The sequence below is a fragment of the Pseudochelatococcus lubricantis genome, from assembly GCF_042432495.1.
Classification (GTDB): domain Bacteria; phylum Pseudomonadota; class Alphaproteobacteria; order Rhizobiales; family Beijerinckiaceae; genus Pseudochelatococcus; species Pseudochelatococcus lubricantis.
The window spans coordinates 343,120-363,023 of record NZ_JBHLXC010000006.1 but is presented as its reverse complement, the minus strand read 5'-3'; the positions used below and the strand labels follow the sequence as shown (position 1 = coordinate 363,023).

The 19,904-nt window shown below is 65.9% G+C and carries 22 protein-coding genes; 17 read left to right on the top strand and 5 right to left on the bottom strand.

What is annotated here, in order from left to right; all coding sequences use genetic code 11:
* Nucleotides 1–3 precede the first annotated feature (3 nt).
* The 3 genes from prfB (at nt 4) to hflX (ending at nt 3,024) form a co-directional block, all read left to right on the top strand.
* A protein-coding gene (prfB, locus tag ACFFJ7_RS12425) for a peptide chain release factor 2 (protein WP_377592698.1) occupies nt 4–1,132 on the top strand; the annotation gives its coding sequence in 2 pieces (ribosomal slippage) (nt 4–72 and nt 74–1,132; 1,128 coding nt in all).
* A 221-nt stretch (nt 1,133–1,353) separates the two neighbouring features.
* Nucleotides 1,354–1,608, top strand: coding sequence for an RNA chaperone Hfq (gene hfq, locus ACFFJ7_RS12420; RefSeq protein WP_166950736.1), 255 nt, complete (start codon nt 1,354–1,356; stop codon nt 1,606–1,608).
* A gap of 51 nt (nt 1,609–1,659) precedes the next feature.
* Nucleotides 1,660–3,024, top strand: coding sequence for a GTPase HflX (gene hflX, locus ACFFJ7_RS12415; protein ID WP_377592695.1), 1,365 nt, complete (start codon nt 1,660–1,662; stop codon nt 3,022–3,024).
* Between the two features lie 65 nt (nt 3,025–3,089).
* Here the strand turns inward: hflX and mazG are convergent, their stop codons facing one another.
* Nucleotides 3,090–3,929: a nucleoside triphosphate pyrophosphohydrolase gene (gene mazG, locus ACFFJ7_RS12410; RefSeq protein ID WP_377592692.1), complete on the bottom strand. Its 840-nt coding sequence runs from the start codon at nt 3,927–3,929 to the stop codon at nt 3,090–3,092.
* A 310-nt stretch (nt 3,930–4,239) separates the two neighbouring features.
* Between mazG and ACFFJ7_RS12405 the strand changes: the two genes are divergently transcribed.
* Nucleotides 4,240–5,355 (top strand): pyridoxal phosphate-dependent aminotransferase, encoded by a 1,116-nt coding sequence (locus tag ACFFJ7_RS12405; RefSeq protein ID WP_377593027.1) that lies wholly within the window; start codon nt 4,240–4,242, stop codon nt 5,353–5,355.
* A 27-nt stretch (nt 5,356–5,382) separates the two neighbouring features.
* Here ACFFJ7_RS12405 and ACFFJ7_RS12400 read toward each other — a convergent pair whose 3' ends face one another.
* Nucleotides 5,383–5,826 carry an HIT family protein gene (locus ACFFJ7_RS12400; protein WP_377592690.1) on the bottom strand — a complete coding sequence of 148 codons (444 nt, stop codon included), beginning with the start codon at nt 5,824–5,826 and terminating at the stop codon, nt 5,383–5,385.
* 392 nt (nt 5,827–6,218) lie between these two features.
* The gene (locus ACFFJ7_RS12395; RefSeq protein ID WP_166950747.1) at nt 6,219–6,590 is read right to left on the bottom strand and encodes a response regulator; all 372 of its coding nucleotides are present in this window, start codon (nt 6,588–6,590) and stop codon (nt 6,219–6,221) included.
* Nucleotides 6,591–6,967: 377 nt separating this feature from the next.
* On the opposite strand from ACFFJ7_RS12395, the gene ACFFJ7_RS12390 reads away from it, so the two are divergent.
* The 4 genes from ACFFJ7_RS12390 (at nt 6,968) to ACFFJ7_RS12375 (ending at nt 9,792) form a co-directional block, all read left to right on the top strand.
* On the top strand, nt 6,968–7,276 hold the full coding sequence (locus ACFFJ7_RS12390; RefSeq protein ID WP_377592686.1) for a DUF3572 domain-containing protein: 309 nt from the start codon (nt 6,968–6,970) through the stop codon (nt 7,274–7,276).
* 121 nt (nt 7,277–7,397) lie between these two features.
* Nucleotides 7,398–7,868, top strand: coding sequence for a RidA family protein (locus ACFFJ7_RS12385; protein ID WP_166950751.1), 471 nt, complete (start codon nt 7,398–7,400; stop codon nt 7,866–7,868).
* Entirely contained in the window at nt 7,868–8,623 is a 756-nt protein-coding gene (locus tag ACFFJ7_RS12380) for a glycerophosphodiester phosphodiesterase family protein (RefSeq protein WP_377592682.1), read from the top strand. The genes ACFFJ7_RS12385 and ACFFJ7_RS12380 overlap by 1 nt, the downstream gene beginning before the upstream one ends.
* Nucleotides 8,620–9,792 carry a GNAT family N-acetyltransferase gene (locus ACFFJ7_RS12375; protein ID WP_377592680.1) on the top strand — a complete coding sequence of 391 codons (1,173 nt, stop codon included), beginning with the start codon at nt 8,620–8,622 and terminating at the stop codon, nt 9,790–9,792. The genes ACFFJ7_RS12380 and ACFFJ7_RS12375 overlap by 4 nt, the downstream gene beginning before the upstream one ends.
* A 69-nt stretch (nt 9,793–9,861) precedes the next feature.
* On the opposite strand, the gene rpmG is transcribed toward ACFFJ7_RS12375, so the two are convergent.
* Complete coding sequence (rpmG, locus tag ACFFJ7_RS12370) at nt 9,862–10,029, bottom strand: 50S ribosomal protein L33 (protein WP_166950755.1); 168 nt, start codon at nt 10,027–10,029, stop codon at nt 9,862–9,864.
* Nucleotides 10,030–10,314: 285 nt separating this feature from the next.
* Between rpmG and ACFFJ7_RS12365 the strand changes: the two genes are divergently transcribed.
* The 7 genes from ACFFJ7_RS12365 to ACFFJ7_RS12335 all read left to right on the top strand — a co-directional run bounded on the left by ACFFJ7_RS12365 (nt 10,315) and on the right by ACFFJ7_RS12335 (nt 16,620).
* On the top strand, nt 10,315–10,554 hold the full coding sequence (locus ACFFJ7_RS12365) for a twin-arginine translocase TatA/TatE family subunit (RefSeq protein WP_377592677.1): 240 nt from the start codon (nt 10,315–10,317) through the stop codon (nt 10,552–10,554).
* Nucleotides 10,555–10,664: 110 nt separating this feature from the next.
* Nucleotides 10,665–11,336: a Sec-independent protein translocase protein TatB gene (gene tatB, locus ACFFJ7_RS12360; protein ID WP_377592675.1), complete on the top strand. Its 672-nt coding sequence runs from the start codon at nt 10,665–10,667 to the stop codon at nt 11,334–11,336.
* The gene (tatC, locus tag ACFFJ7_RS12355; protein ID WP_166950759.1) at nt 11,333–12,169 is read left to right on the top strand and encodes a twin-arginine translocase subunit TatC; all 837 of its coding nucleotides are present in this window, start codon (nt 11,333–11,335) and stop codon (nt 12,167–12,169) included. Before tatB ends, tatC begins: the two co-directional genes overlap by 4 nt.
* Nucleotides 12,170–12,250: 81 nt before the next feature.
* Complete coding sequence (gene serS / locus ACFFJ7_RS12350) at nt 12,251–13,546, top strand: serine--tRNA ligase (protein ID WP_377592672.1); 1,296 nt, start codon at nt 12,251–12,253, stop codon at nt 13,544–13,546.
* Between the two features lie 35 nt (nt 13,547–13,581).
* The gene (gene surE / locus ACFFJ7_RS12345; RefSeq protein ID WP_166950763.1) at nt 13,582–14,355 is read left to right on the top strand and encodes a 5'/3'-nucleotidase SurE; all 774 of its coding nucleotides are present in this window, start codon (nt 13,582–13,584) and stop codon (nt 14,353–14,355) included.
* A 12-nt stretch (nt 14,356–14,367) separates the two neighbouring features.
* Nucleotides 14,368–15,099: a protein-L-isoaspartate O-methyltransferase family protein gene (locus ACFFJ7_RS12340; protein ID WP_377592670.1), complete on the top strand. Its 732-nt coding sequence runs from the start codon at nt 14,368–14,370 to the stop codon at nt 15,097–15,099.
* 174 nt (nt 15,100–15,273) lie between these two features.
* The gene (locus ACFFJ7_RS12335; RefSeq protein ID WP_377592668.1) at nt 15,274–16,620 is read left to right on the top strand and encodes a peptidoglycan DD-metalloendopeptidase family protein; all 1,347 of its coding nucleotides are present in this window, start codon (nt 15,274–15,276) and stop codon (nt 16,618–16,620) included.
* A 62-nt stretch (nt 16,621–16,682) separates the two neighbouring features.
* On the opposite strand, the gene ACFFJ7_RS12330 is transcribed toward ACFFJ7_RS12335, so the two are convergent.
* Nucleotides 16,683–17,555 (bottom strand): ATP-binding protein, encoded by an 873-nt coding sequence (locus tag ACFFJ7_RS12330; protein ID WP_377593026.1) that lies wholly within the window; start codon nt 17,553–17,555, stop codon nt 16,683–16,685.
* A 204-nt stretch (nt 17,556–17,759) separates the two neighbouring features.
* Here ACFFJ7_RS12330 and yajC point away from each other — a divergent pair, with 204 nt between their 5' ends.
* Both yajC and secD read left to right on the top strand, forming a co-directional pair.
* Nucleotides 17,760–18,104 (top strand): preprotein translocase subunit YajC, encoded by a 345-nt coding sequence (gene yajC, locus ACFFJ7_RS12325; RefSeq protein WP_377592666.1) that lies wholly within the window; start codon nt 17,760–17,762, stop codon nt 18,102–18,104.
* A 191-nt stretch (nt 18,105–18,295) separates the two neighbouring features.
* Nucleotides 18,296–19,903 (top strand): protein translocase subunit SecD, encoded by a 1,608-nt coding sequence (gene secD, locus ACFFJ7_RS12320; RefSeq protein ID WP_166950773.1) that lies wholly within the window; start codon nt 18,296–18,298, stop codon nt 19,901–19,903.
* The last annotated feature ends 1 nt before the right edge of the window (nt 19,904 follow it).

The following is a 19,904-nucleotide window of genomic DNA, read 5'->3' as shown; positions in this document are numbered from 1 at the left end:
GCCATGCGCGCAGAGATCGAAAACCTCATCGAGAACGTCAAGCAGTCCGTGGGACTGCTGAGGAGGCATCTTTGACTGGGATGTCGCACAGAAACGCCTTGCCGAGCTGAACGCGCTGGCCGAAACCCCCGACCTGTGGGACGATGCGGAAAAGGCGCAGAAGATCATGCGCGAGCGCACCGACCTCGACGAGGCAGTGGCGACCGTGCTGCGCATCGAGCGTGACCTTGCCGACGCCATCGACCTTATCGAACTCGGCGAGGCGGAGGGCGATCAGGAGATCGTGACGGAGGGCGAGGAAACCATCCGCGCCCTTGCGGCCGATGCGGCGCGCCGTCAGGTGGAAACGCTGCTTTCGGGCGAGGCGGATCAGAACGACACCTTCCTCGAAGTGCACTCCGGCGCGGGCGGCACCGAGAGCCAGGACTGGGCGCTGATGCTCATGCGCATGTACTCGCGCTGGGCGGACCGGCGGGGCTTCAAGGTCGAGATGCTCGAAGTCACCGACGGCGAGGAGGCGGGAATCAAGTCCGCGACCCTGCAGATCAAGGGCCACAACGCCTATGGCTGGCTGAAGACCGAATCGGGCGTGCACCGGCTGGTGCGCATCTCGCCCTTCGACTCGAACGCCCGCAGGCATACGAGCTTCGCCTCGGTCTGGGTCTACCCGGTTGTCGACGACCGTATCCAGGTGGACATCAAGGAATCGGACTGCCGCGTGGATACGTTCCGCGCCTCCGGCGCGGGCGGCCAGCACATCAACAAGACCGACTCCGCCGTGCGTATCACGCACATTCCCACCGGCATCGTCGTGTCGTGCCAGGCCGAGCGGTCCCAGCACAAGAACCGCGCCACGGCATGGAACATGCTGCGCGCGCGTCTCTACGAGCTGGAGTTGCAGAAGCGCGAGGAAAAGGCGAGCGCGGAAGCGGCCAGCAAGACGGATATCGGCTGGGGCCATCAGCTCCGTTCCTACGTGCTGCAACCCTACCAGCTCGTCAAGGACCTGCGCACGGGTGTGACGTCCGGCACGCCGTCCGATATTCTTGACGGCGACATCGATTCCTTCCTCGAAGCCGCGCTGGCGCAGCGCGTCTACGGCGGCGGCGGGGATGTGGAGGACATCGACTGACGGGCCGGGCGAATGCCCGGCGCCAAGCCAACGTATTCGGGGGATGACGGTCTGCCATGTCGCTCCCCGGCGACGTTGACGCTTGCGCATTTCATGTTGTGATGCAACATTGAAGACAGACTCGTATTTCACGCTTCCGGCTTCACTCGGGGCGGCGGGTAATAACAACAACAATATCGCCTGCCGGAAAGCGGGCGATCGGCTCACGAGGGCTCAACAAAATGGCGGGCGAACGCACGCAAAACCTTCAGGACACCTTCCTTAATCACGTCCGTAAGAACAAGGTTCCGCTCACGATCTTCCTCATCAACGGCGTGAAGCTGCAGGGTGTCGTCACCTGGTTCGACAACTTCTGTGTTCTGCTGCGCAGGGACGGTCATTCGCAGCTCGTCTACAAGCATGCGATCTCCACCATCATGCCCGGCCAGCCGGTGCAATTGTTCGAACAGGCGGAAGAGCTTGGCGAGAGAGCATAAGTTTCTCAGTCGTCCTGGCCGGGTGAACGGCCGTTCCGGTATTCTTTGTCGATGTCATTGACCGAGCAGCGGCCTACGGCCGGCGGCACGCGCACGTTCGTCGTTGGCGCGTATAGCACCCGCAAACCGAAGCCGGCAGCAGTGCCCGCTACGCCCGACGAGTTCGCTGCGGTACGCGATCCACAGGCGCGAATCGATGAGGCGGTCGGGCTTGCCCGCGCCATCGATCTAGAAGTGGTGCGGCCGATCGTTGTCGGCCTCGACGCTGTCCGCCCGGCGACCTATCTGGGCAAGGGGCGCGTGGAGGAGATCGCGCAAGCGGTGAAGGACGACGATGTCGGCCTCGTGGTGATGGATTGCGCGCTTTCGCCTGTGCAGCAGCGTAACCTCGAACGGGCGTGGGGCGTCAAGGTCATCGACCGGACGGGCTTGATTCTCGAAATCTTCGGTAGCCGGGCCCACACCCGCGAGGGCACTCTGCAGGTTGAACTCGCGCATCTCTCCTACCAGAAGAGCCGCCTCGTGCGCTCGTGGACCCACCTTGAGCGCCAGCGGGGCGGCTTCGGCTTCCTAGGCGGCCCCGGTGAAACGCAGATCGAGGCGGACCGGCGCATCATCCAGGAGCGCATGACGCGCATCGAGCAGGACCTCGAAGCGGTGAAGCGCACGCGCTCCCTGCACCGCGCCAGCCGCAGGCGGGTGCCGTATCCGGTTGTCGCGCTCGTCGGCTATACCAATGCGGGCAAGTCGTCGCTGTTCAACCGGCTGTCCGCCGCCGAGGTGATGGCGGAGGACATGCTGTTCGCCACCCTCGATCCCACGGCGCGGTCGGTCACGCTGCCCCATGGCGGCAAGGCGATTCTCTCGGATACGGTCGGCTTCATCTCCGACCTGCCGACCATGCTGGTCGCCGCCTTCCGCGCCACGCTGGAGGACGTCATCGAGGCGGACGTGCTGCTGCACGTGCGCGACGTTTCCCATACCGACACACTGTCGCAGGCGGCGGACGTCAACGCCATCCTGCGCGAACTCGGGATCGACCCGGACGGCGGTGCGCGCATCATAGAGGTGTGGAACAAGGCCGACCTGCTCGACGAGGGAGAGCGCCAGCGCCTGCTCAACGTGGCGGAAGGGCGCCCGGCGGACCAGCGCCCGGTGCTGGTCTCCGCGTTGACGGGCGAGGGGCTCGACCGGCTGCTCGCCACCATCGAGGACCGGATCGCGCGTGGCCGCGGCGTCTTTCTCGTCAGCCTGGAACCGGAGGACGCCGGCCTCGCGAACTGGCTTCACGAGGAAACCGAGGTGCTGGAGCGGCGCACGGACGATAACGGCCGCTTGTCCATCGTGGTGCGCGTCGCACCGGAGAAGGAGCCGCGCCTGCTCAACCGCTTCCGTGGTGCCCGGCAAATACGCTGATATGGTAGTCTGTTATCGGCATTCCTTGGTATAATACACGAACGGTATCCCGCGCGCGAACGCTCTCAGGAGGTGGCGGATGGCGATGAGACCTTCGCCTCCTGCCACAGTTCCTCCATTTCGCCGAGTGTTGCTTCGGATATCGTTTTTCCATATTTATCAATGTGTTTTTCGATATATTTGAAGCGTGACATAAACTTTTCGTTGGTGGCGCGCGCGGCTGCCTCCGGATCTATGCCCAGATGCCGGGCGAGGTTGACGACGGCGAACAGCAGATCGCCGATCTCCTCCGCCACCGCAGTGCGGCCGCCCGGTGCGGCCTCATCCTGCGCGATGGCTTCCTCCACCTCGGCGAGTTCCTCGCGCACCTTGGCGATCACGTCGGCGGTGTCCGTCCAGTCGAAGCCGACGCGGGCGGCCTTGCGTTGCAGCTTTTCGGCGCGCATCAGGGCGGGCATGTTGGCGGGCACGCCGTCGAGCAGGCTTTCATCCAGCTGACTGCCGCCGCTGCGCGGGGCGCGTGCGTTCTTTTCGGCGGCCTTGATGTTTCCCCACAGGACCTTGACCTGATCCGGCGTCAGATCGCGCGCATCGCCGAAGACATGGGGATGGCGGCGGATGAGTTTTTCGGTAATGGCCTGCACCACGTCGCCGAAAGCGAAGTCACCCCGTTCCTCCGCCATGCGGGCGTGGAAGACGACCTGGAGCAGCAGGTCGCCCAGCTCCTCGCGCAGGTCGTCGAAATCGCCGCGCGCGATGGCGTCAGCCACTTCGTAGGCTTCCTCGATGGTGTAGGGGGCAATGGTCGCGAAATCCTGTTCGAGATCCCACGGGCAGCCCGTGCCAGGCGTGCGCAGGGCGGCCATGATCTCCAGCAGGCGGGCTATATCACGCGATGGCGTCATCGTTCGATCCTCGAAAGCCTCATGTGAAGGCGAGTCTCACCCCATGGCAAGATGGCATTCCATGTCGCCATGTGGTCTTCTGCAAGCCATGCACAGTTGATTCCCGGCCAGTGTCGCTAGACCGGAGAACATTGGCAAAGCCTAGCATTGGCCAACTAACAGTGGCTAAGTCTAAAGGAGCCTCCTGTCAGGGGGATGACCCGATATGCCTGACGATACTTCTCCGACGTCTCCCGCGGGACGAGTCGCACCCGCCGCGACGGAACGGCGGGCGGCGTCGCGGCTTGCCCGCGTCGCGTCCTTTCTCGCGATGGATGTGCTGTCGGCCGCGGGCGCGATCGAGCGGGCGGGCGGCAGCGTTATCCATATGGAACTCGGCGAACCCTCCGCACCGACGCCGCGCCGCATCCGTGACGCGGCGAAACGGGCGCTCGACGGCGACAGGGTGAGCTACACGGAGGCGCTGGGGCGAGGTGCGCTGAGGGAACGCATCGGCAGGCACTATAGGGACACTTACGGCGTCACGGTCGATCCCGCGCGCATCGTCGTCACCACCGGGTCATCGGCGGGCTTCGTGCTGGCCTTCCTCGCGCTGTTCGAGCCCGGCGCGCGTGTTGCGGTGTCGGCGCCCGGCTATCCCGCCTATCGCAACATCTTCGCCGCGCTGGGGATCGAGGCCGTGCCGGTGCCGCTCGACGACGCCAACGGCTGGACGATCACCGGCGCGGCGGTAGAGCGCCTGCATGCGGAAGCGCCGCTAGCGGGTGTGCTCGCCATGAGCCCGGCCAATCCCTCGGGCGTCACGATGAAACGGGAAACGCTCGCCGCGCTTGCGGGCGCGTGCCGGCGGCTCGGCCTCTGGTTCGTCTCCGATGAAATCTATCACGGGCTGACGTACGGCGTCGCGGCCGAGACGGCGCTTGCCTTCGACGACGAGGCCGTGATCGTCAATTCGTTCTCGAAATACTACTGCATGACGGGATGGCGCATCGGCTGGCTCGTGCTGCCGGAGCGGCTGGTGCGCGGTGTGGAGCGGCTGGCGCAGAACCTCTACATCTCGCCGCCATACTTGTCCCAGGTCGCGGCGGAAGCTGCCTTTGATGCCATAGACGAGCTTGAGGCAATCAAGGCCGGCTATGCCGCCAACCGCGACCTGTTCCTCAACGAGTTGCCGAAGATGGGTCTCGGCAAGGGGCCGGCCGCCGATGGCGCGTTTTACCTGTACATCGACGTCAGTCATCTGACCGACGATTCGCTCGCGTTGAGCGGGGCTATCCTGCGGAAGGCGGGCGTCGCGGTAACGCCCGGCCTCGATTTCGACCCCGACAACGGCGGCCGCTTCATCCGGCTGTCCTATGCCGGCTCGCAGGCGGACTGCCGGGAGGCCGTGTCGCGGCTCTACAGTTTCGTCACCGCGAACGCATAGAGCCGACGCGCCACGAGCCGACGGGCCTCATGCCCCCTGCGTGTCGGCGTCGAGCGCGGCGCGAATGCGGGCTGCGTGCTCCGCCAGCACCGCCGCGTCGGCGAAAGCGCCTGATGCGTGGCGCTGCAGCGGCACACCCTCGAAACGGGGAATGATGTGGACATGGAGGTGGAAGACCGTCTGTCCGCTCGCCGTCTCGTTGAACTGGCTGACGAAAACGCCGTCGGCGCTGAAGGCCGCACGGGCTGCGCGGGCGACCCGCTGCACCGCCTTGAACAGCACCGCGACCGTTTCCGGATCGGCGTCGAGAAGGTTGCGCGACGGCGCCTTGGGGACGACGAGCGTATGGCCCTCGCCCTGCGGCATCACATCCATGAAGACGAGGATGTCGTTATCCTCATAGACCTTGGCGGCCGGAATCTCCCCGCGCAGGATCTTCGCGAAGACGTTGTCGGGATCGTAAACGGTCATGGCGCGCTCACCCTTGTGACGATTTCGATGCGGAAGCGCCGCGATGCAGGGGCATTGCAACATTTCCGATGCTGAATGTTGCGACGCAAAGGCATCGCAACTTGGGCATCGCAACTTGGCGCGCAAACGTCAACGGGCAAACCGCGTTTTCGCCCCTCGCGGGGCGCGGACCGTGATGGCGGAAAAGGGAGAGAGGCTGGCCGGGAGCGGCGGCGGAAACCGCACACGCCGCTCGCCGGCCAGCAACCCCACGGACCCAGGAGATGCGGCGGACCTGAGCACTCCGTAGGGTAAACTGACGCCTTACTTATAAACGATCTGGATCAGGTGTAAATCTTTAAGCTGCAGAACTTTGCCGGCCCATGGACAGAACCGCGGGAAACGCAGGAGAATCAGGGTGCCGGACTATAGGTGCGGACCGTTTCCAGAAACTTCGCTACCGAAATCGGTTTCGACAGATAGGCCTCGCAGCCACTGGCGCGGATTCGCTCCTCGTCGCCCTTCATGGCGAAGGCGGTGACGGCGATGACGGGAATCGCGCGCAATTCCGCATCGGCCTTCAACCATTGCGTGACCTCGATACCGGAAACTTCCGGCAGCTGGATGTCCATGATGATGAGATCGGGCTTGTGATCGCGCGCGAGTTCCATGGCCTCGCGGCCGTTCGTGGCCTTGAGCGTGGCATAGCCATGCGCCTCCAGCAGATCGCCGAAGAGCTTCATGTTCAACTCGTTATCCTCGACGATCAGCACCGTGCTGGTCATGCCCCAACCTCGCCCCATTCTGCCGGTACGCACTGGCGGATTCACAACACCAGAACACGCGGCATAGTCGCATATTCGACGTGTTTTCCGATTCTTCCAATAGAAAAGCGCAGCGCGCCGCGCCTGAAACAGCGCCGTCCACCGGCGATTCGGCGCTGGCGGGGAAGGCGCGGCCGCACGACGGAGCGGCAGGGGCCCGGCTGTCGAATTGCCGTCCGGCCTGTCTCTTCGGTTCATGCATCAAATGGAATCGGAAAACGGTATCCGTTTCCCGATTCCATGCCTTATGCTTGATGTAACCGGATCGCTCACCGACGCATTGCCCGCCCGGGCGCGCGGCACGGCGACAACCCATTGATGAAAGGCGGAATTCCATCATGCCCCGTTCGATCTCCGCGCGCTCAGATGCCGGCGCCCAGCAGGATCCCGAGGCGCTCGCCATCTCGGCGCTTGCGTTTCTGGCCGGCGAGCCGGAGAGGCTTGGCCGCTTTCTCGCGATTACCGGGCTTGGGCCGGAGACGATTCGCGGCGCGGCGTCGAACCCCGGTTTCCTCACGGCGGTGCTCGATTATCTCGCCAATGACGAAACCCTGCTGGTCGCCTTCGCGGCCAATGTCGGCATTGCACCTGAGGCCGTGGCGCAGGCGCAGACGCGGCTGGCCGGGCCGCCGGCCGGCTCCCTCTGAGCGGCCTGCGGCTGCGTCCCCGTTTACCCTTGTGTTGCCGGGCGCGATCCGTCAAAACATCGGGGTGGGCCGCGCCGGTCCGCATGCCTTTCCCGTTCGCCAATCAGAGAGAGATCGAGCCATGAGCGCCATCGATACGAAACTCGCCGAACTCGGCATCGCGCTGCCGACACCCGCGATCCCCGTCGCCAATTATGTCTCGTTCGTCCAGTCGGGGTCGCTGCTCGTCATTTCCGGCCAGTTGCCGCTGGGCGCCGATGGCACCATCGACCCGGCGCACAAGGGCAAGGTCGGCGGCGACGTGGCGCCGGAAACGGCTGCCGAGGCCGCGCGCCTCGCCGCCATCAATGTATTGGCCCAGGCGCAGGCTGCCGTGGGCGACCTGTCGCGAATCGTGCGCGTCGTGCGCCTCGGCGGCTTCATCAACGCGGCGCCGGGCTTCACCGCGATCGCGCCCGTCATGAACGGCGCCTCCGATCTCGTCGTCGCCGTGCTGGGCGATGCGGGCCGTCACGCCCGCTCCACCGTCGGCGTCGCGGAGCTGCCGCTGGGCGCGGCGGTTGAGGTCGAAGCCCTGATCGAGGTCGCCTGATGAGCGCGCCCGCCTCCGCCGCCGATTGGCTCGCCGCCCGGCCGGTCGCGCATCGCGGCTTGCACGATGCCGCGCTCGGCGTGGTCGAGAACACGCCCACGGCCGGGCAGGTGGCGGCGCGGGCGGGTTTCGCCATCGAATGCGACGTGCAGCTCTCCGCCGATGGCGAGGCCGTCGTGTTCCATGACTTCACGCTCGACAGGCTGACGACCGGGCAGGGGCGCGTCGACGACCTGAGCGTAGCGGAACTCGCCGCGCTCTCCTACAAGGGCTCGACCGACCGTATCGTCACCCTTGACGCCTATCTCGACCTGATCGGCGGCCGCGTGCCGCTGATCGTCGAGATCAAGAGCCGCTTCGACGGCGACCTGCGGCTGACGCGCCGCACGGCCGACATCGTGAATCGGCGCAGCGAGCCGGTGGCGCTGATGTCGTTCGATCCGGATGTGGTGGAGGCGCTGCGCGCGCTCGCCCCGGATCGCCCGCGCGGCGTCGTCGCGGAAGCCGCCTATACGCACGGCGAGTGGCAGGAGCTTTCCGACGAGCAGCGGCACGAGCTGACGAACTTCCTCCACATAGACCGCAGCCGGCCGGACTTTATCGCCTGGCATGTGAAGGACCTGCCGCACACGACACCCGCGCTGGCGCGCCATTTCGGCCTGCCGGTGCTGACGTGGACGGTGCGCAGCCCCGACGACCGCGAGGCGGCGGCCCGGTTCGCCGACCAGATCATTTTCGAGGGCTTCCATCCTTGAAGATCGGCGTCGCGGGAGCCATCGCTGCCATTCCCGCCGCAGAATGGGATGCCTGCGCGCTTGACAGCGCGCGGCACGCGCCGGGGGAAGACGCCGACAACCCCTTCGTCCGCCACGCTTTCCTGCGCGCGCTGGAGGAATCGCGCTCCGCCGCGCCGCGCGCGGGCTGGCAGCCGCTGCACCTGACCGTCCATGACGATGCGGGCAAGCTCGCCGCCACGGCGCCATGCTATCTGAAAGGCCACTCTCAAGGCGAATACGTGTTCGATCACGCCTGGGCGGATGTCTATGAGCGGGCAGGGGGGCGCTACTATCCGAAGCTTCTCGTCGCGGTGCCCTTCACGCCCGCGACCGGGCCGCGCCTGCTGGTACGCGACGGTCCGGCGCAGGAAGAGGCGCGCGACGCGCTGATCGGCGGCCTGCGCGCGCTGCGGAAAGAAGCCGGAGCGTCGTCCATCCACGTCAATTTTACGACGAATGCGGATTCGGAACGGCTGGAGCAGGCAGGTTTCCTGCCGCGTATCGATTGCCAGTACCATTGGCTCAACGAAGGCTTCGGCTCGTTCGAGGACTTTCTGTCCGCCCTCGCGTCACGCAGGCGCAAGACCATCCGGCGCGAGCGGCGTGAGGCGCTGGCGCCGGGGATCACCGTCGAGCACCTGCGCGGCAGCGACATCGCCGAGGAGCACTGGGACGCCTTCTTCGCCTTCTATCAGGACACCGGCAACCGCAAATGGGGCCGCCCCTACCTGACACGCGCCTTCTACGACGAAATCGGCCGCACCTTCGCGGACAGGGTGCTGCTCGTCATGGCGAAGCGTGCCGGGCGCTACATTGCGGGCGCCATCAACTTCATCGGGCAGAATACGCTGTTCGGCCGCCATTGGGGGGCGATCGAGGAACACCCGTTCCTGCATTTCGAGGTCTGCTATTATCAGGCGATCGATTTCGCCATCGCCAATGGACTTGCGCGCGTGGAGGCGGGTGCGCAAGGCGAGCATAAACTGGCGCGTGGCTATCGGCCGGTGCTGACCCATTCCTGCCACGATATCGCCGATCCGGCCCTGCGGCGCGCCGTCGCGGACTATCTGGCGCAGGAGCGCCCGGCGGTGGAGCGGGAAGCGTGCTATCTGGAAGGGGAAACCCCGTTCCGCAAGCCGACACCGTAAACGCAAAACGCCCCCGGAGCGCATCGCGGGGGCATTCGGCGCAAGTACAAAACTACCTCAGCGGCAGCCTTACTTGATCTTCGTTTCTTTGAACTCGACGTGCTTGCGCGCGACGGGATCGTACTTCTTGATCGCCAGCTTGTCGGTCATCGTGCGCGAATTCTTCTTCGTCACGTAAAAGTAACCCGTGCCTGCCGTCGAAGCGAGCTTGATCTTGATCGTGGTGGCCTTGGCCATGGCGTAACCTCTGTCAGGTGACGCCGCGGCGGGCGTCCGAAAAAATGCAAAAAGCCGGAAACCCGGCTATTCATGTTATTGACATGCAGCATCGCAAGGCCCGTGTCAAGGGCGCGCAACTCCCTTCGGGCGGCTTTTCCCCGCCGGTCCGCCTAGGAAGAAACGCCGCATCGCGGGATGCGATGAAAATCTTGTTTTCGCCTTCTGACGTACCTAGGTTAAACCGATGATGCGTCGAGAGCGGCGGCGGGCGTGCGTGTTTGATTCGTTGCGGGAGGATTTGGCATGGGTGGATTTGGCAGTATCTGGCACTGGATCATCGTCGGTGGCCTCGTGCTGCTCCTTTTCGGCGGACGCGGCAAGATTTCCGACCTGATGGGTGATGTCGCGAAGGGCATCAAGGCGTTCAAGAAGGGCCTGTCCGATGACGACAAGCCGGCTGCGGACACCGATGCGGCGCAGAAGCCCGTGACGCATCAGGAAACGGCGAACCAGGCGGCGCCCCAGGAAAACAAGGTGAGCTGAACCGCCTTCCGCCCGACCGGGCGGATGTGCAAGCGTCGGCAATTGGTTGCAGGGATATTCCGAGGTGACATCCCGGAATTGTCATCGGCGTCGGGACGACAGAGCGCGGCATGTTTGATCTGAGTTGGAGCGAGCTTCTGCTGGTGGGAGCCGTCGCGCTTGTCGTCATCGGCCCGCGCGAGCTGCCGCGTGTCCTGCGCACCGTGGGGCAGGCATTCGGCAAGATGCGGCGCATGGCCGGCGAGTTCCAGACGCAGTTCAACGCCGCCATGCGCGAGGCGGAACTAGACGAAATCCGCGACACTGTCCGGGACGTGAAGAGCACCGCAAGTCGCGCTATGGATACCAAGGTCAACACGGCGTTCGATCCGTTGCGGCAGGTGCGCGACGAGCTGCGCGACGCGCTCCAGAAGGCGGAAACGAAGACAGAAGTGCCCGCTCCAGCGCCCGTCCATGCCGACTGGTTCGACGCGGCGTCGGTGGTCCCGTCCGCCGCCCGCGCCGGTGAGTTTTCCGCGCCCCTGCCGGAGGTTCCCGCGCCCGCCGGGCCGCCGCTTGTCGCGGAGGCGTCGCTTGCCCGCATCGTCCACAAGAAGGGGCGGCGTGTGATCGTGGCGGCGCCGCAGGAGGTGGTGAGGCCGCTGTCGCGTCCGTTGTCCGGCACGGCGCGTCTTTACAAGGCGACGAAGTTTTCCGCCCTTCCGGCCCGCTCCGCCGCGCGGCGGAAGCAGCGGCCGTCTGCCCCCGTGACGCCGCCGGGCGGCAGCGAGGGCGGCCAATGAGTACGCAAGTGACCCGAGCGAGCGATGACGTGAACGCCCATCCTTCAGACGAAGACGAGATCGAGGCATCCCGCGCGCCTCTCATCGATCATCTCATCGAGCTTCGCTCGCGCCTGATCAAGGCCATGCTGGCCTTCATCGTGATGTTCTTCCTGTCGTTTGCCTTCGCGAAGCAGATCTATAATATTCTGGTCTGGCCCTATATTTTCGCGGCGGGCGAGGGGGCGGACGTGCGTCTTATCTATACGGCGCCGCTCGAATACCTGTTCACCCAGATCAAGATCGCGGCCTTCGGCGCGGCGTTCTTGTCGTTCCCGGTGGTCGCCATCCAGATCTACAAGTTCGTCGCGCCGGGGCTCTACAAGAACGAGCGCCAGGCCTTCCTGCCTTATCTTTATGCCACGCCGTTCTTCTTCGTGCTTGGCGCGCTGGTGGTGTACTTCATCGCGATGCCGATCGTCATGCGCTTTTCGCTCGGCCAGCAGCAGGTGGCGGAGGCCGGGCAGGCGGCTATCCAGCTCCTGCCCAAGGTGAGTGAGTACCTGTCGCTGATCACGACGCTGATTCTGGCCTTCGGCATCTGTTTCCAGTTGCCTGTGATTCTCAATCTGCTGGCACGGGCGGGGGTGATCGATTCCGCTTTCCTCACGTCGAAACGTCGCTACGCCATCGTCATCGTGTTCGCGGTCGCGGCCGTGCTGACCCCGCCGGACATCATCAGCCAGATCGCGCTTGCGGTGCCGACGTTGCTCCTTTACGAGCTTTCCATCGTCTCGGTTCGTCTGACCGAGAAGAAACGCGCTGCGGCGGATGCCGCGCGGCAGGACGGATAGTCCGCCGCGCACCCGTCCGGCATGGGCGAGGCAGGCAGATTAAGGAGAGGCGGTGCGCCCGCGCCGCCGTTCGGGAACGTCATGCACGACATCCGTATCATTCGCGATAACTCCGAAGGCTTCGATGCGGCGCTGGGGCGGCGGGGGCTGCCGGCGGTGGCGCAATCCATCGTTGCGATCGACGAACGGCGCAAGTCCGCCATCGCCTCGCTGCAGGTGCTTCAGGAGAAGCGCAACGCGCTGTCGAAGGAGGTCGGTCAGGCCAAGGCCGCCCGGGACGAGGAGCGGGCGCAGGCGCTGATGGCCGAGGTCGCCTCCCTCAAGGAAGCCATGCAGGAGGCGGAAGAGGCCCAGAAGGCCGCCATCGCGGAACTGGATGAGGTTCTCGCAGCCCTGCCGAACACGCCGCTCGCCGAGGTGCCGGATGGTCCGGACGAAAGCGCCAATGTCGTGCATCACGTCTTCGGTACGCGCCGGGAGTTCGATTTCGCGCCACGCCAGCACTTCGAACTCGGCGAGGACCTGCGGCAGATGGACTTCGAGACGGCGGCGAAGCTGTCCGGATCGCGCTTCGTCGTGCTCAAGGGGCACCTCGCCCGGCTGGAGCGCGCCATCGGCCAGTTCATGCTTGACATCCACACGCAACACCACGGCTACACGGAAGTGAATCCGCCGCTGCTGGTGCATGACGACACGATGTTCGGCACGGCGCAATTGCCGAAGTTCCGCGACGATCAGTTCGCCGTCTCCGACGACAAGTGGCTCATCCCCACCGCCGAGGTGCCGCTGACGAATCTCGTGCGCGAGATCATCCTGCCGGAGGGCGAGCTGCCGCTGCGCTTCGCGGCGCTTACTCCCTGCTTCCGGCGTGAGGCTGGTGCGGCGGGACGCGACACGCGCGGCATGCTGCGCCAGCATCAGTTCACCAAGGTGGAACTCGTCTCGATCACCACGCCCGAAACATCGCGCGATGAGCACGAGCGGCTGCTGTCCTGCGCGGAGGCCGTGCTGAAGGCGCTGGACCTGCATTACCGCGTGGTGACGCTGTGCACCGGCGACATGGGCTTTGCCTCGCAGAAGACTTACGACATCGAGGTCTGGCTGCCGGGCCAGCAGGCGTACCGTGAGATTTCGAGCTGTTCGGTCTGCGGTGATTTTCAGGCGCGCCGCATGAACGCCCGCTACCGGCCCGACGACGAGAAGACGTTCGGCAAGGGCGCCCGCTTCGTGCATACGCTCAACGGATCGGGCACGGCGGTCGGCCGCGCGCTCATCGCCGTCATGGAAACGTGGCAGAATGGCGACGGGTCGGTCACGGTGCCGGATGCATTGCGCTCCTACATGGGCGGCATCGAGCGGATCGAGGCCGTTTCCTGAGCTGAAATGGAAGTCTGGGCGGCAAGGAGCGGGCCATGCGCATTCTCGTGACCAACGACGACGGAATCAACGCCGAGGGAATCGCCATACTGGCGCGGGTGGCGGCCGAGCTGTCCGACGATGTATGGGTCGTCGCGCCCGAGACCGATCAGAGCGGCGTATCGCATTCGCTGTCGCTACACGATCCGCTGCGGCTGCGCGATCTGGGCGGGCAACGGTTCGCCGTATCCGGCACGCCCACCGACTGCGTCATCATGGCCGTGCGTCATCTCTTCAAGGATGTGCTGCCAGACCTGGTGCTGTCCGGCATCAACATCGGCCAGAACGTCGCCGAGGACGTCATCTATTCCGGCACGGTGGCCGGCGCGATGGAGGGAGCCATCCTCGGCATTCCCTCCATTGCCCTGTCGCAGGTGTACGGTCCCGGCGGGCGCGGTGACGCCAATTGGGACTGCAGCGCCACCCATGCGGGCGAGGTTGTCCGCCGCGTGGTGAAGGCCGGGATCGAGCCGGGCATTCTGGTCAACGTGAACTTCCCGAGCTGCGCGCCCGAGCAGGTCGCCGGCATCGCGGTCACGGCGCAGGGGCGGCGCAACCTCGCGCTGCTGAAGGTCGAGGAGCGGCTGGACGGCCGCAACAAGCCGTATTACTGGCTGATGGGCGCGCGCAATCCGCATGAGCCCGTCGACGGCACGGATTTGTGGGCGGTCCGCAACAACCGCATCTCGGTCACGCCCCTGCAGATCGACTTTACCCACGAGCCGACCATGACGCGCTACGCCGGCCTGTTCCACGGGCTTCGTGGATAGCCGGCTGCGCACATGTCCCAGGCGGATTCGCACCAGCCGGATCGTACAGCGGAAGAAACGGTTGCCTTCCTGCTCGCGCTGCGGGAGCGCGGCATCCGTGACACCGCCCTGCTGCGGGCCATGGAGATGGCGCCGCGCCCACTTTTCGCGCCGCGCCGTTTCAGCGATCTGGCGCGGGCCGATATATCGCTGCCGCTGCCGTGTGGCCAGACGATGACGGCGCCGGGCATCATCGCCACCATGGTGATGGCGTTGAAAGTCGCGCCCCGGCACAGGATTTTCGAGGTCGGCACCGGCTCGGGCTATGTGACGGCGGTGCTCGCCCGGCTGGGGGCGCAGGTGATCTCGGTGGAGCGTTACCGCACCCTTGCGCTCGCGGCGACGGAGAGACTCGCGACCATCGGGCTTGCCAACGCGCTCGTCCTGCCTGGCGACGGCCTGTCCGCGGCTGACGTCGCCGGGCAGCGCCTTGACCGCATCCTGCTGAACGGCACTATCGCCAGCGAGTTTCCCGCGCCGCTGCTCGCGAGCCTCAACCCCGGCGGTGTGCTGGTCGGCGCGCAGGTTATCGGAGGCGAGTCGCGACTCGTGCGCGTGACCCGCCGCGCGCTGCCGGAAGCCGCTCCGGCGGAGCCCGGAGCCGGCGGGCAGCAACTGCTGGAGGAAGGGCCGGAGTTCACGCAGGAAATCCTTGGCCCCGTCCGCTTGCCGCCGCTGGCGCATGGCGTCGCGCGCGTGCTGTGAGGGTTGCGCCTGCTGCGCGGAACATGGCAGCAAGGCTGTGTCACGACACTGCACCGGAAATCGTCATTCAAGGTGAATCAATTTCCCCCGAACACCGGTTTGGCAACGCTTGTTTAACCAGAATCCGATCTTATTGACCCATCGAGATTCACGGGTACGGGTTAGGTGGGGGCAATGCCTGAGAGCGAAAAAACGTTGCTGCCGGTGGTTCATGCGGGGTCCATCCAACGTCTTGCCGTGGCAGGATTGCTGGCGAGCGCCGTCGCGGCATGCAGTTCCGATACCTTGCGGTTCGGGGACAACCCGTTTGCCAATCCATTCAGTAATGCGCGGGCCGACAACACGACGACGGGCAGCATCGGCTACTCGCCGTCGATGCCCGTGCAGTCGGCGCCGCTTGATCCGCCGGTTCCCGTCCGGCAGGCTTCCCCGCAGCCGAACTACAGCGCGCCGGTGAACGCCGCCGCGCAGCAGGCGGCGAGCCGCGTCGAGGCCGTGGGCGGCACCGCCAGGGGCTGGACGGCGCAGGGCGGGTCGCAGGTCTATGTCGGCACCGGCGATACGCTCGCCACCCTGTCGGGGCGTTACAACGTGCCGACGGCCGCCATCCTCGCCGCGAACGGCCTTTCCGGCGCCAATCAGATCGCGCCCGGCCAGCGACTGGTCATTCCCGTGTACAACGCCGGCGGCGGAGCCGCCCCGGCCGCAACCGCAACTGCTGCCGCCAGCAGCGTGAATGCGGCGGCCGGCAGCGTGAGATCGACAGTCACCTCGGCGGCCGCTCCCGTGCAGCAGGCGGCGACGCACACGGCGACGAAGGCTGCCGGCGCCGTCAGCAACGTGTCGCACGCCGTCGCGAAGCCCGTGGCGCGGGCCGAAGGCTCGCTGAACGATCAGGCTGCCCGGATCGCGAAGGTCAGCACGGCCGCGCCGGCATCTCCGCCCGCGCGCCAGGTCGTCGCTGCGTTGCCTCCGGTCGCGACGCCGGCTGCAACTCCCAAGGCTGCCGTGGCGGCGGTGGTGCCCAAGGCCGTCGCGGCTCCGAAGGTCGTTGAGCAGAAGCCGGTCGCAGCCGTGACGCCGGCGCCCGCACAGGCAAAGCCGGTTGCGGAAGACAGGCAGCCGGAAGTCGCGGCGAAGGCTGCGGCCGAGGACAGCGCCGGCTTCCGCTGGCCGGCCCGTGGGCGCGTCATCAACGGCTTCGGCAGCGGCAACGAGGGCATCAACATCGCCGTACCGGAAGGCACGGCAGTGAAGGCAGCGGAGGGCGGCGTCGTCGCCTATGCCGGCAGCGAGCTGAAAGGCTACGGCAACCTGGTGCTGATCCGCCACGACAACGGCTGGGTGAGCGCCTACGCCAACAACGGCGAGCTGAATGTCAAGCGCGGCGACAAGGTGTCGCGTGGCCAGACCATCGCCAAGTCCGGCCAGACCGGCAATGTCACCTCGCCCCAGCTTCATTTCGAGTTGCGCAAGGGTTCCAAGCCGGTCGATCCCGTGCCGCACCTCGCGGGCTTGTGATCTCACCCGGACCACGGAAAACAGGCAAGGGCCGCACGCAAGCGCGGCCCTTGCCTGTTGGATCAGGCGTCGATGGGCACGCCGAGCCGCCCGGCGAGGTCCGTCACATACTGCCACGCCGTGCGCCCGGAGCGCGCGCCGCGCGTTGTCGACCATTCGAGTGCGTCGGCCCGCAGCTTCTCGCGCGGCAGATCGAGGCCGAAACGTTCCGCGTAGCCATAGACCATGTCGAGATATTCGTCCTGGCTGCACTTGTGGAACCCGAGCCAAAGGCCGAAGCGGTCGGATAGCGAGACCTTCTCCTCGATGGCTTCGCCGGGGTTGATGGCGGTGGCGCGCTCGTTGTCCATCATGTCGCGCGGCAGCAGATGCCGTCGGTTCGAGGTGGCATAGAACACGACATTCGTCGGCCGCCCCTCGATGCCGCCCTCCAGCACGGCCTTCAGCGACTTGTAGGAGGTGTCGTCTGCGTCGAACGACAGGTCGTCGCAGAACACGATGAAGCGATGCGCGTCCGCGCGCAGGATCGCCATCAAACCGGGAAGGCTTTCGATATCCTCTCGGTGAATTTCCACAAGTTTGAGCGGCAGGGCGCCTGCCGAGGCACGCGCGGCATTGATTTGCGCATGCACCGCCTTCACGAGCGAGGACTTGCCCATGCCGCGCGCCCCCCACAGCAGCGCGTTGTTGGCGGGCAGCCCTCCGGCGAAGCGTTCTGTGTTCTCGGCCAGGGTGTCGCGCAGCCGGTCGATGCCACGCAGCAGGCCGATTTCCACCCGGTTCACGCGCGGCACGGGAACGAGCGTGCCCGGCGGCTGCCATACGAAGGCGTCGGCGGCGGCGATGTCCGGCGCGGGGGAGGCCGGTGGCGCCAGCCGTTCGACCGCCTCGGCAAGACGCCTGATTTCCCTGAAAAGCGCCTCGCCCAGTTGCATGGCAGCCGCCGCACCTGCGTCGCCGCCCGAACGCTCATCCGTCATGGACATTCACCCTTCGATGTTTTCGCCCCGCGACTCCGAAAGCCGATTTGAGGCGTTTGATTTCGCTTGCGCGATGGTTATAGTCCCCGCAACTTTCCGACTCCATATCCATACCGGATTGGCGCGTTCTTTCTGTCTGGAGGATGACCCTTGATTTCGATGGCCTTTGCCCAGGGCACGACCGCCGCTCCCACCGGGAGCAGCATCATTATCCAGTTCATCCCCTTCATCCTCATCTTCGTGGTGATGTGGTTCCTGATCCTGCGCCCGCAGCAGAAGCGCGCCAAGGCGCATCAGGAGATGGTGAAGGGTGTGCGGCGCGGCGATACCATCGTGACCTCCGGCGGCTTCATCGCCAAGGTGACGCGGGTCATCGACGACAACGAGCTGGAGGCGGAAATCGCCGACGGCGTGAAGGCCCGCATCGTGCGCTCGACCCTCGCGGACGTCCGCGCGAAGGGCGAACCGGTGAAGGGCGAGGCCGCCAACGACGCCGGCAAGTAACCGGCGGCGCAGCGACGTAATCGCCCGTATTCTCCGGCGCCGCGACCGCCGGACAGAGGACACTGGCGCATCGGACCGCGAGGCGGAAACCGGCTTCCGGATCGGCCCGATGCCCGACAGGAAAACAAGATTGGCCCTGCGCGCGGATCGGCGTACGGCTATCCGCCCGGCATCAGGAAGGCCGCCCGACAATGCTCCGTTATTCGACCGGCAAGGTCGTTGCCGTTCTCGTGCTTACCATGCTCGGCTTTCTTTTCGCCGCGCCCAGCCTGTTCACCCCCGCCCAGCGTGACGCCTTCATCGCGTCCGTGCCGTCGTGGATACCGCGCGCGCTGGTGCCGCATCAGGGCATCGTGCTCGGCCTCGACCTGCAAGGCGGTTCGCATGTCGTGCTGGAGGTCGATACGAACGATCTGCTGCGTACGCAGCTCAACCTGCTGCGCGACGACGTGCGCGCCATCCTGCGGGACGAGCGGGTGACGGCGCAGGGCGGTATCGTCGTGCAGCCGCGCGGCGTGCAGATTCGCATTCCCGACGGCGAGGCGCGTAACAAGGTGCTGCCGCGGCTGCGCGAATTGTCGCAGCCCATCGGCAATCCGCTGCTGGGGCAGGCGGGCGCTTCCACGATTGACATCACTGCGGACGCCGACGGCCTCATCCGCCTGACGCTGTCCGATGCCGGCATCAACGATCGGGTGCGCCGCGCCGTCGATCAGGCGATCGAGGTGCTGCGCCGGCGCGTGGATGCACTTGGCACCACCGAACCCAACATCCAGCGCGAGGGCGCGGATCGCGTGCAGGTGCAGGTGCCGGGCCTGCAGGACCCGCAGAGGCTGAAGGAAATCCTCGGCCGCACGGCCAAGCTCGAATTCCGCTTCGTGTCGGAGACGGGCTCCGGCGACGTGGAGAACATTCCCTCGCAGGAGATCCCCGGCCAGACCTTCCCGGTGGAGCGCCAGCAGGCGGTTGACGGCGCCGACCTCGTCGACGCGCAGCCATCGTTCGACTCGCAGACCGGCCGGCCCATCGTCAATTTCCGCTTCAACATGCGTGGCGCGCAGCGCTTCGGACAGGCGACGACGGAGAACGTGGGCCGCCTGATGGCTATCGTGCTCGACAACGAGGTGATCTCCGCTCCCCGCATCCAGACGCCGATCACCGGCGGTTCGGGCATGATCTCCGGCAGCTTCACGGTGGAGCAGGCCAACAACCTCGCCATCCTGCTGCGCGCCGGCGCGCTGCCCGCCAAGCTCACCATCGTGGAGGAGCGCACGGTCGGCCCCGGCCTGGGACAGGACTCCATCGAGGCCGGCAAGGCGGCGGTGGCGGTCTCCACGGTGTTCGTCGTGCTGTTCATGTTCGCGACATATGGCCTTTTCGGACTGATCGCCAACATCGCGCTCGTTGTCCACGTCGTGTTCATCTTCGCGCTGATGTCGCTGCTCGGCGCGACGCTGACGCTGCCTGGCATCGCGGGCATCGTGCTGACCATCGGCACGGCGGTGGACTCGAACGTGCTCATATACGAGCGCATGCGCGAGGAATCGCGGGCAGGGCGCTCGCTGATCACGGCGCTGGAAGCCGGCTTCAACCGCGCTTTCGCGACGATCATCGATTCGAACTCCACCATGCTGATCGCGGCGCTGATCCTGTTCTTCCTAGGGTCCGGGCCCGTGCGCGGCTTCGCCGTGGTCTTCATCCTCGGCATCCTGACGACGGTCATCACCGCCGTCACCATGACGCGGATGATGGTGGCGCTGTGGTACCGGCTGGCACGGCCCAAGAGACTGCCGTTCTGAA

Bases quoted from the DNA above. Each gene is read 5' to 3' on its own strand.
- hfq (WP_166950736.1), top strand. From the start codon at position 1,354: ATGGCGGGCGAACGCACGCAAAACCTTCAGGACACCTTCCTTAATCAC.
- hflX (WP_377592695.1), top strand. From the start codon at position 1,660: ATGTCATTGACCGAGCAGCGGCCTACGGCCGGCGGCACGCGCACGTTC.
- mazG (WP_377592692.1), bottom strand. From the start codon at position 3,929: ATGACGCCATCGCGTGATATAGCCCGCCTGCTGGAGATCATGGCCGCC.
- ACFFJ7_RS12405 (WP_377593027.1), top strand. From the start codon at position 4,240: ATGGATGTGCTGTCGGCCGCGGGCGCGATCGAGCGGGCGGGCGGCAGC.
- ACFFJ7_RS12400 (WP_377592690.1), bottom strand. From the start codon at position 5,826: ATGACCGTTTACGATCCCGACAACGTCTTCGCGAAGATCCTGCGCGGG.
- ACFFJ7_RS12395 (WP_166950747.1), bottom strand. From the start codon at position 6,590: ATGACCAGCACGGTGCTGATCGTCGAGGATAACGAGTTGAACATGAAG.
- ACFFJ7_RS12390 (WP_377592686.1), top strand. From the start codon at position 6,968: ATGCCCCGTTCGATCTCCGCGCGCTCAGATGCCGGCGCCCAGCAGGAT.
- ACFFJ7_RS12385 (WP_166950751.1), top strand. From the start codon at position 7,398: ATGAGCGCCATCGATACGAAACTCGCCGAACTCGGCATCGCGCTGCCG.
- ACFFJ7_RS12380 (WP_377592682.1), top strand. From the start codon at position 7,868: ATGAGCGCGCCCGCCTCCGCCGCCGATTGGCTCGCCGCCCGGCCGGTC.
- rpmG (WP_166950755.1), bottom strand. From the start codon at position 10,029: ATGGCCAAGGCCACCACGATCAAGATCAAGCTCGCTTCGACGGCAGGC.
- ACFFJ7_RS12365 (WP_377592677.1), top strand. From the start codon at position 10,315: ATGGGTGGATTTGGCAGTATCTGGCACTGGATCATCGTCGGTGGCCTC.
- tatB (WP_377592675.1), top strand. From the start codon at position 10,665: ATGTTTGATCTGAGTTGGAGCGAGCTTCTGCTGGTGGGAGCCGTCGCG.
- tatC (WP_166950759.1), top strand. From the start codon at position 11,333: ATGAGTACGCAAGTGACCCGAGCGAGCGATGACGTGAACGCCCATCCT.
- serS (WP_377592672.1), top strand. From the start codon at position 12,251: ATGCACGACATCCGTATCATTCGCGATAACTCCGAAGGCTTCGATGCG.
- surE (WP_166950763.1), top strand. From the start codon at position 13,582: ATGCGCATTCTCGTGACCAACGACGACGGAATCAACGCCGAGGGAATC.
- ACFFJ7_RS12340 (WP_377592670.1), top strand. From the start codon at position 14,368: ATGTCCCAGGCGGATTCGCACCAGCCGGATCGTACAGCGGAAGAAACG.
- ACFFJ7_RS12335 (WP_377592668.1), top strand. From the start codon at position 15,274: ATGCCTGAGAGCGAAAAAACGTTGCTGCCGGTGGTTCATGCGGGGTCC.
- ACFFJ7_RS12330 (WP_377593026.1), bottom strand. From the start codon at position 17,555: ATGCAACTGGGCGAGGCGCTTTTCAGGGAAATCAGGCGTCTTGCCGAG.
- yajC (WP_377592666.1), top strand. From the start codon at position 17,760: ATGGCCTTTGCCCAGGGCACGACCGCCGCTCCCACCGGGAGCAGCATC.
- secD (WP_166950773.1), top strand. From the start codon at position 18,296: ATGCTCCGTTATTCGACCGGCAAGGTCGTTGCCGTTCTCGTGCTTACC.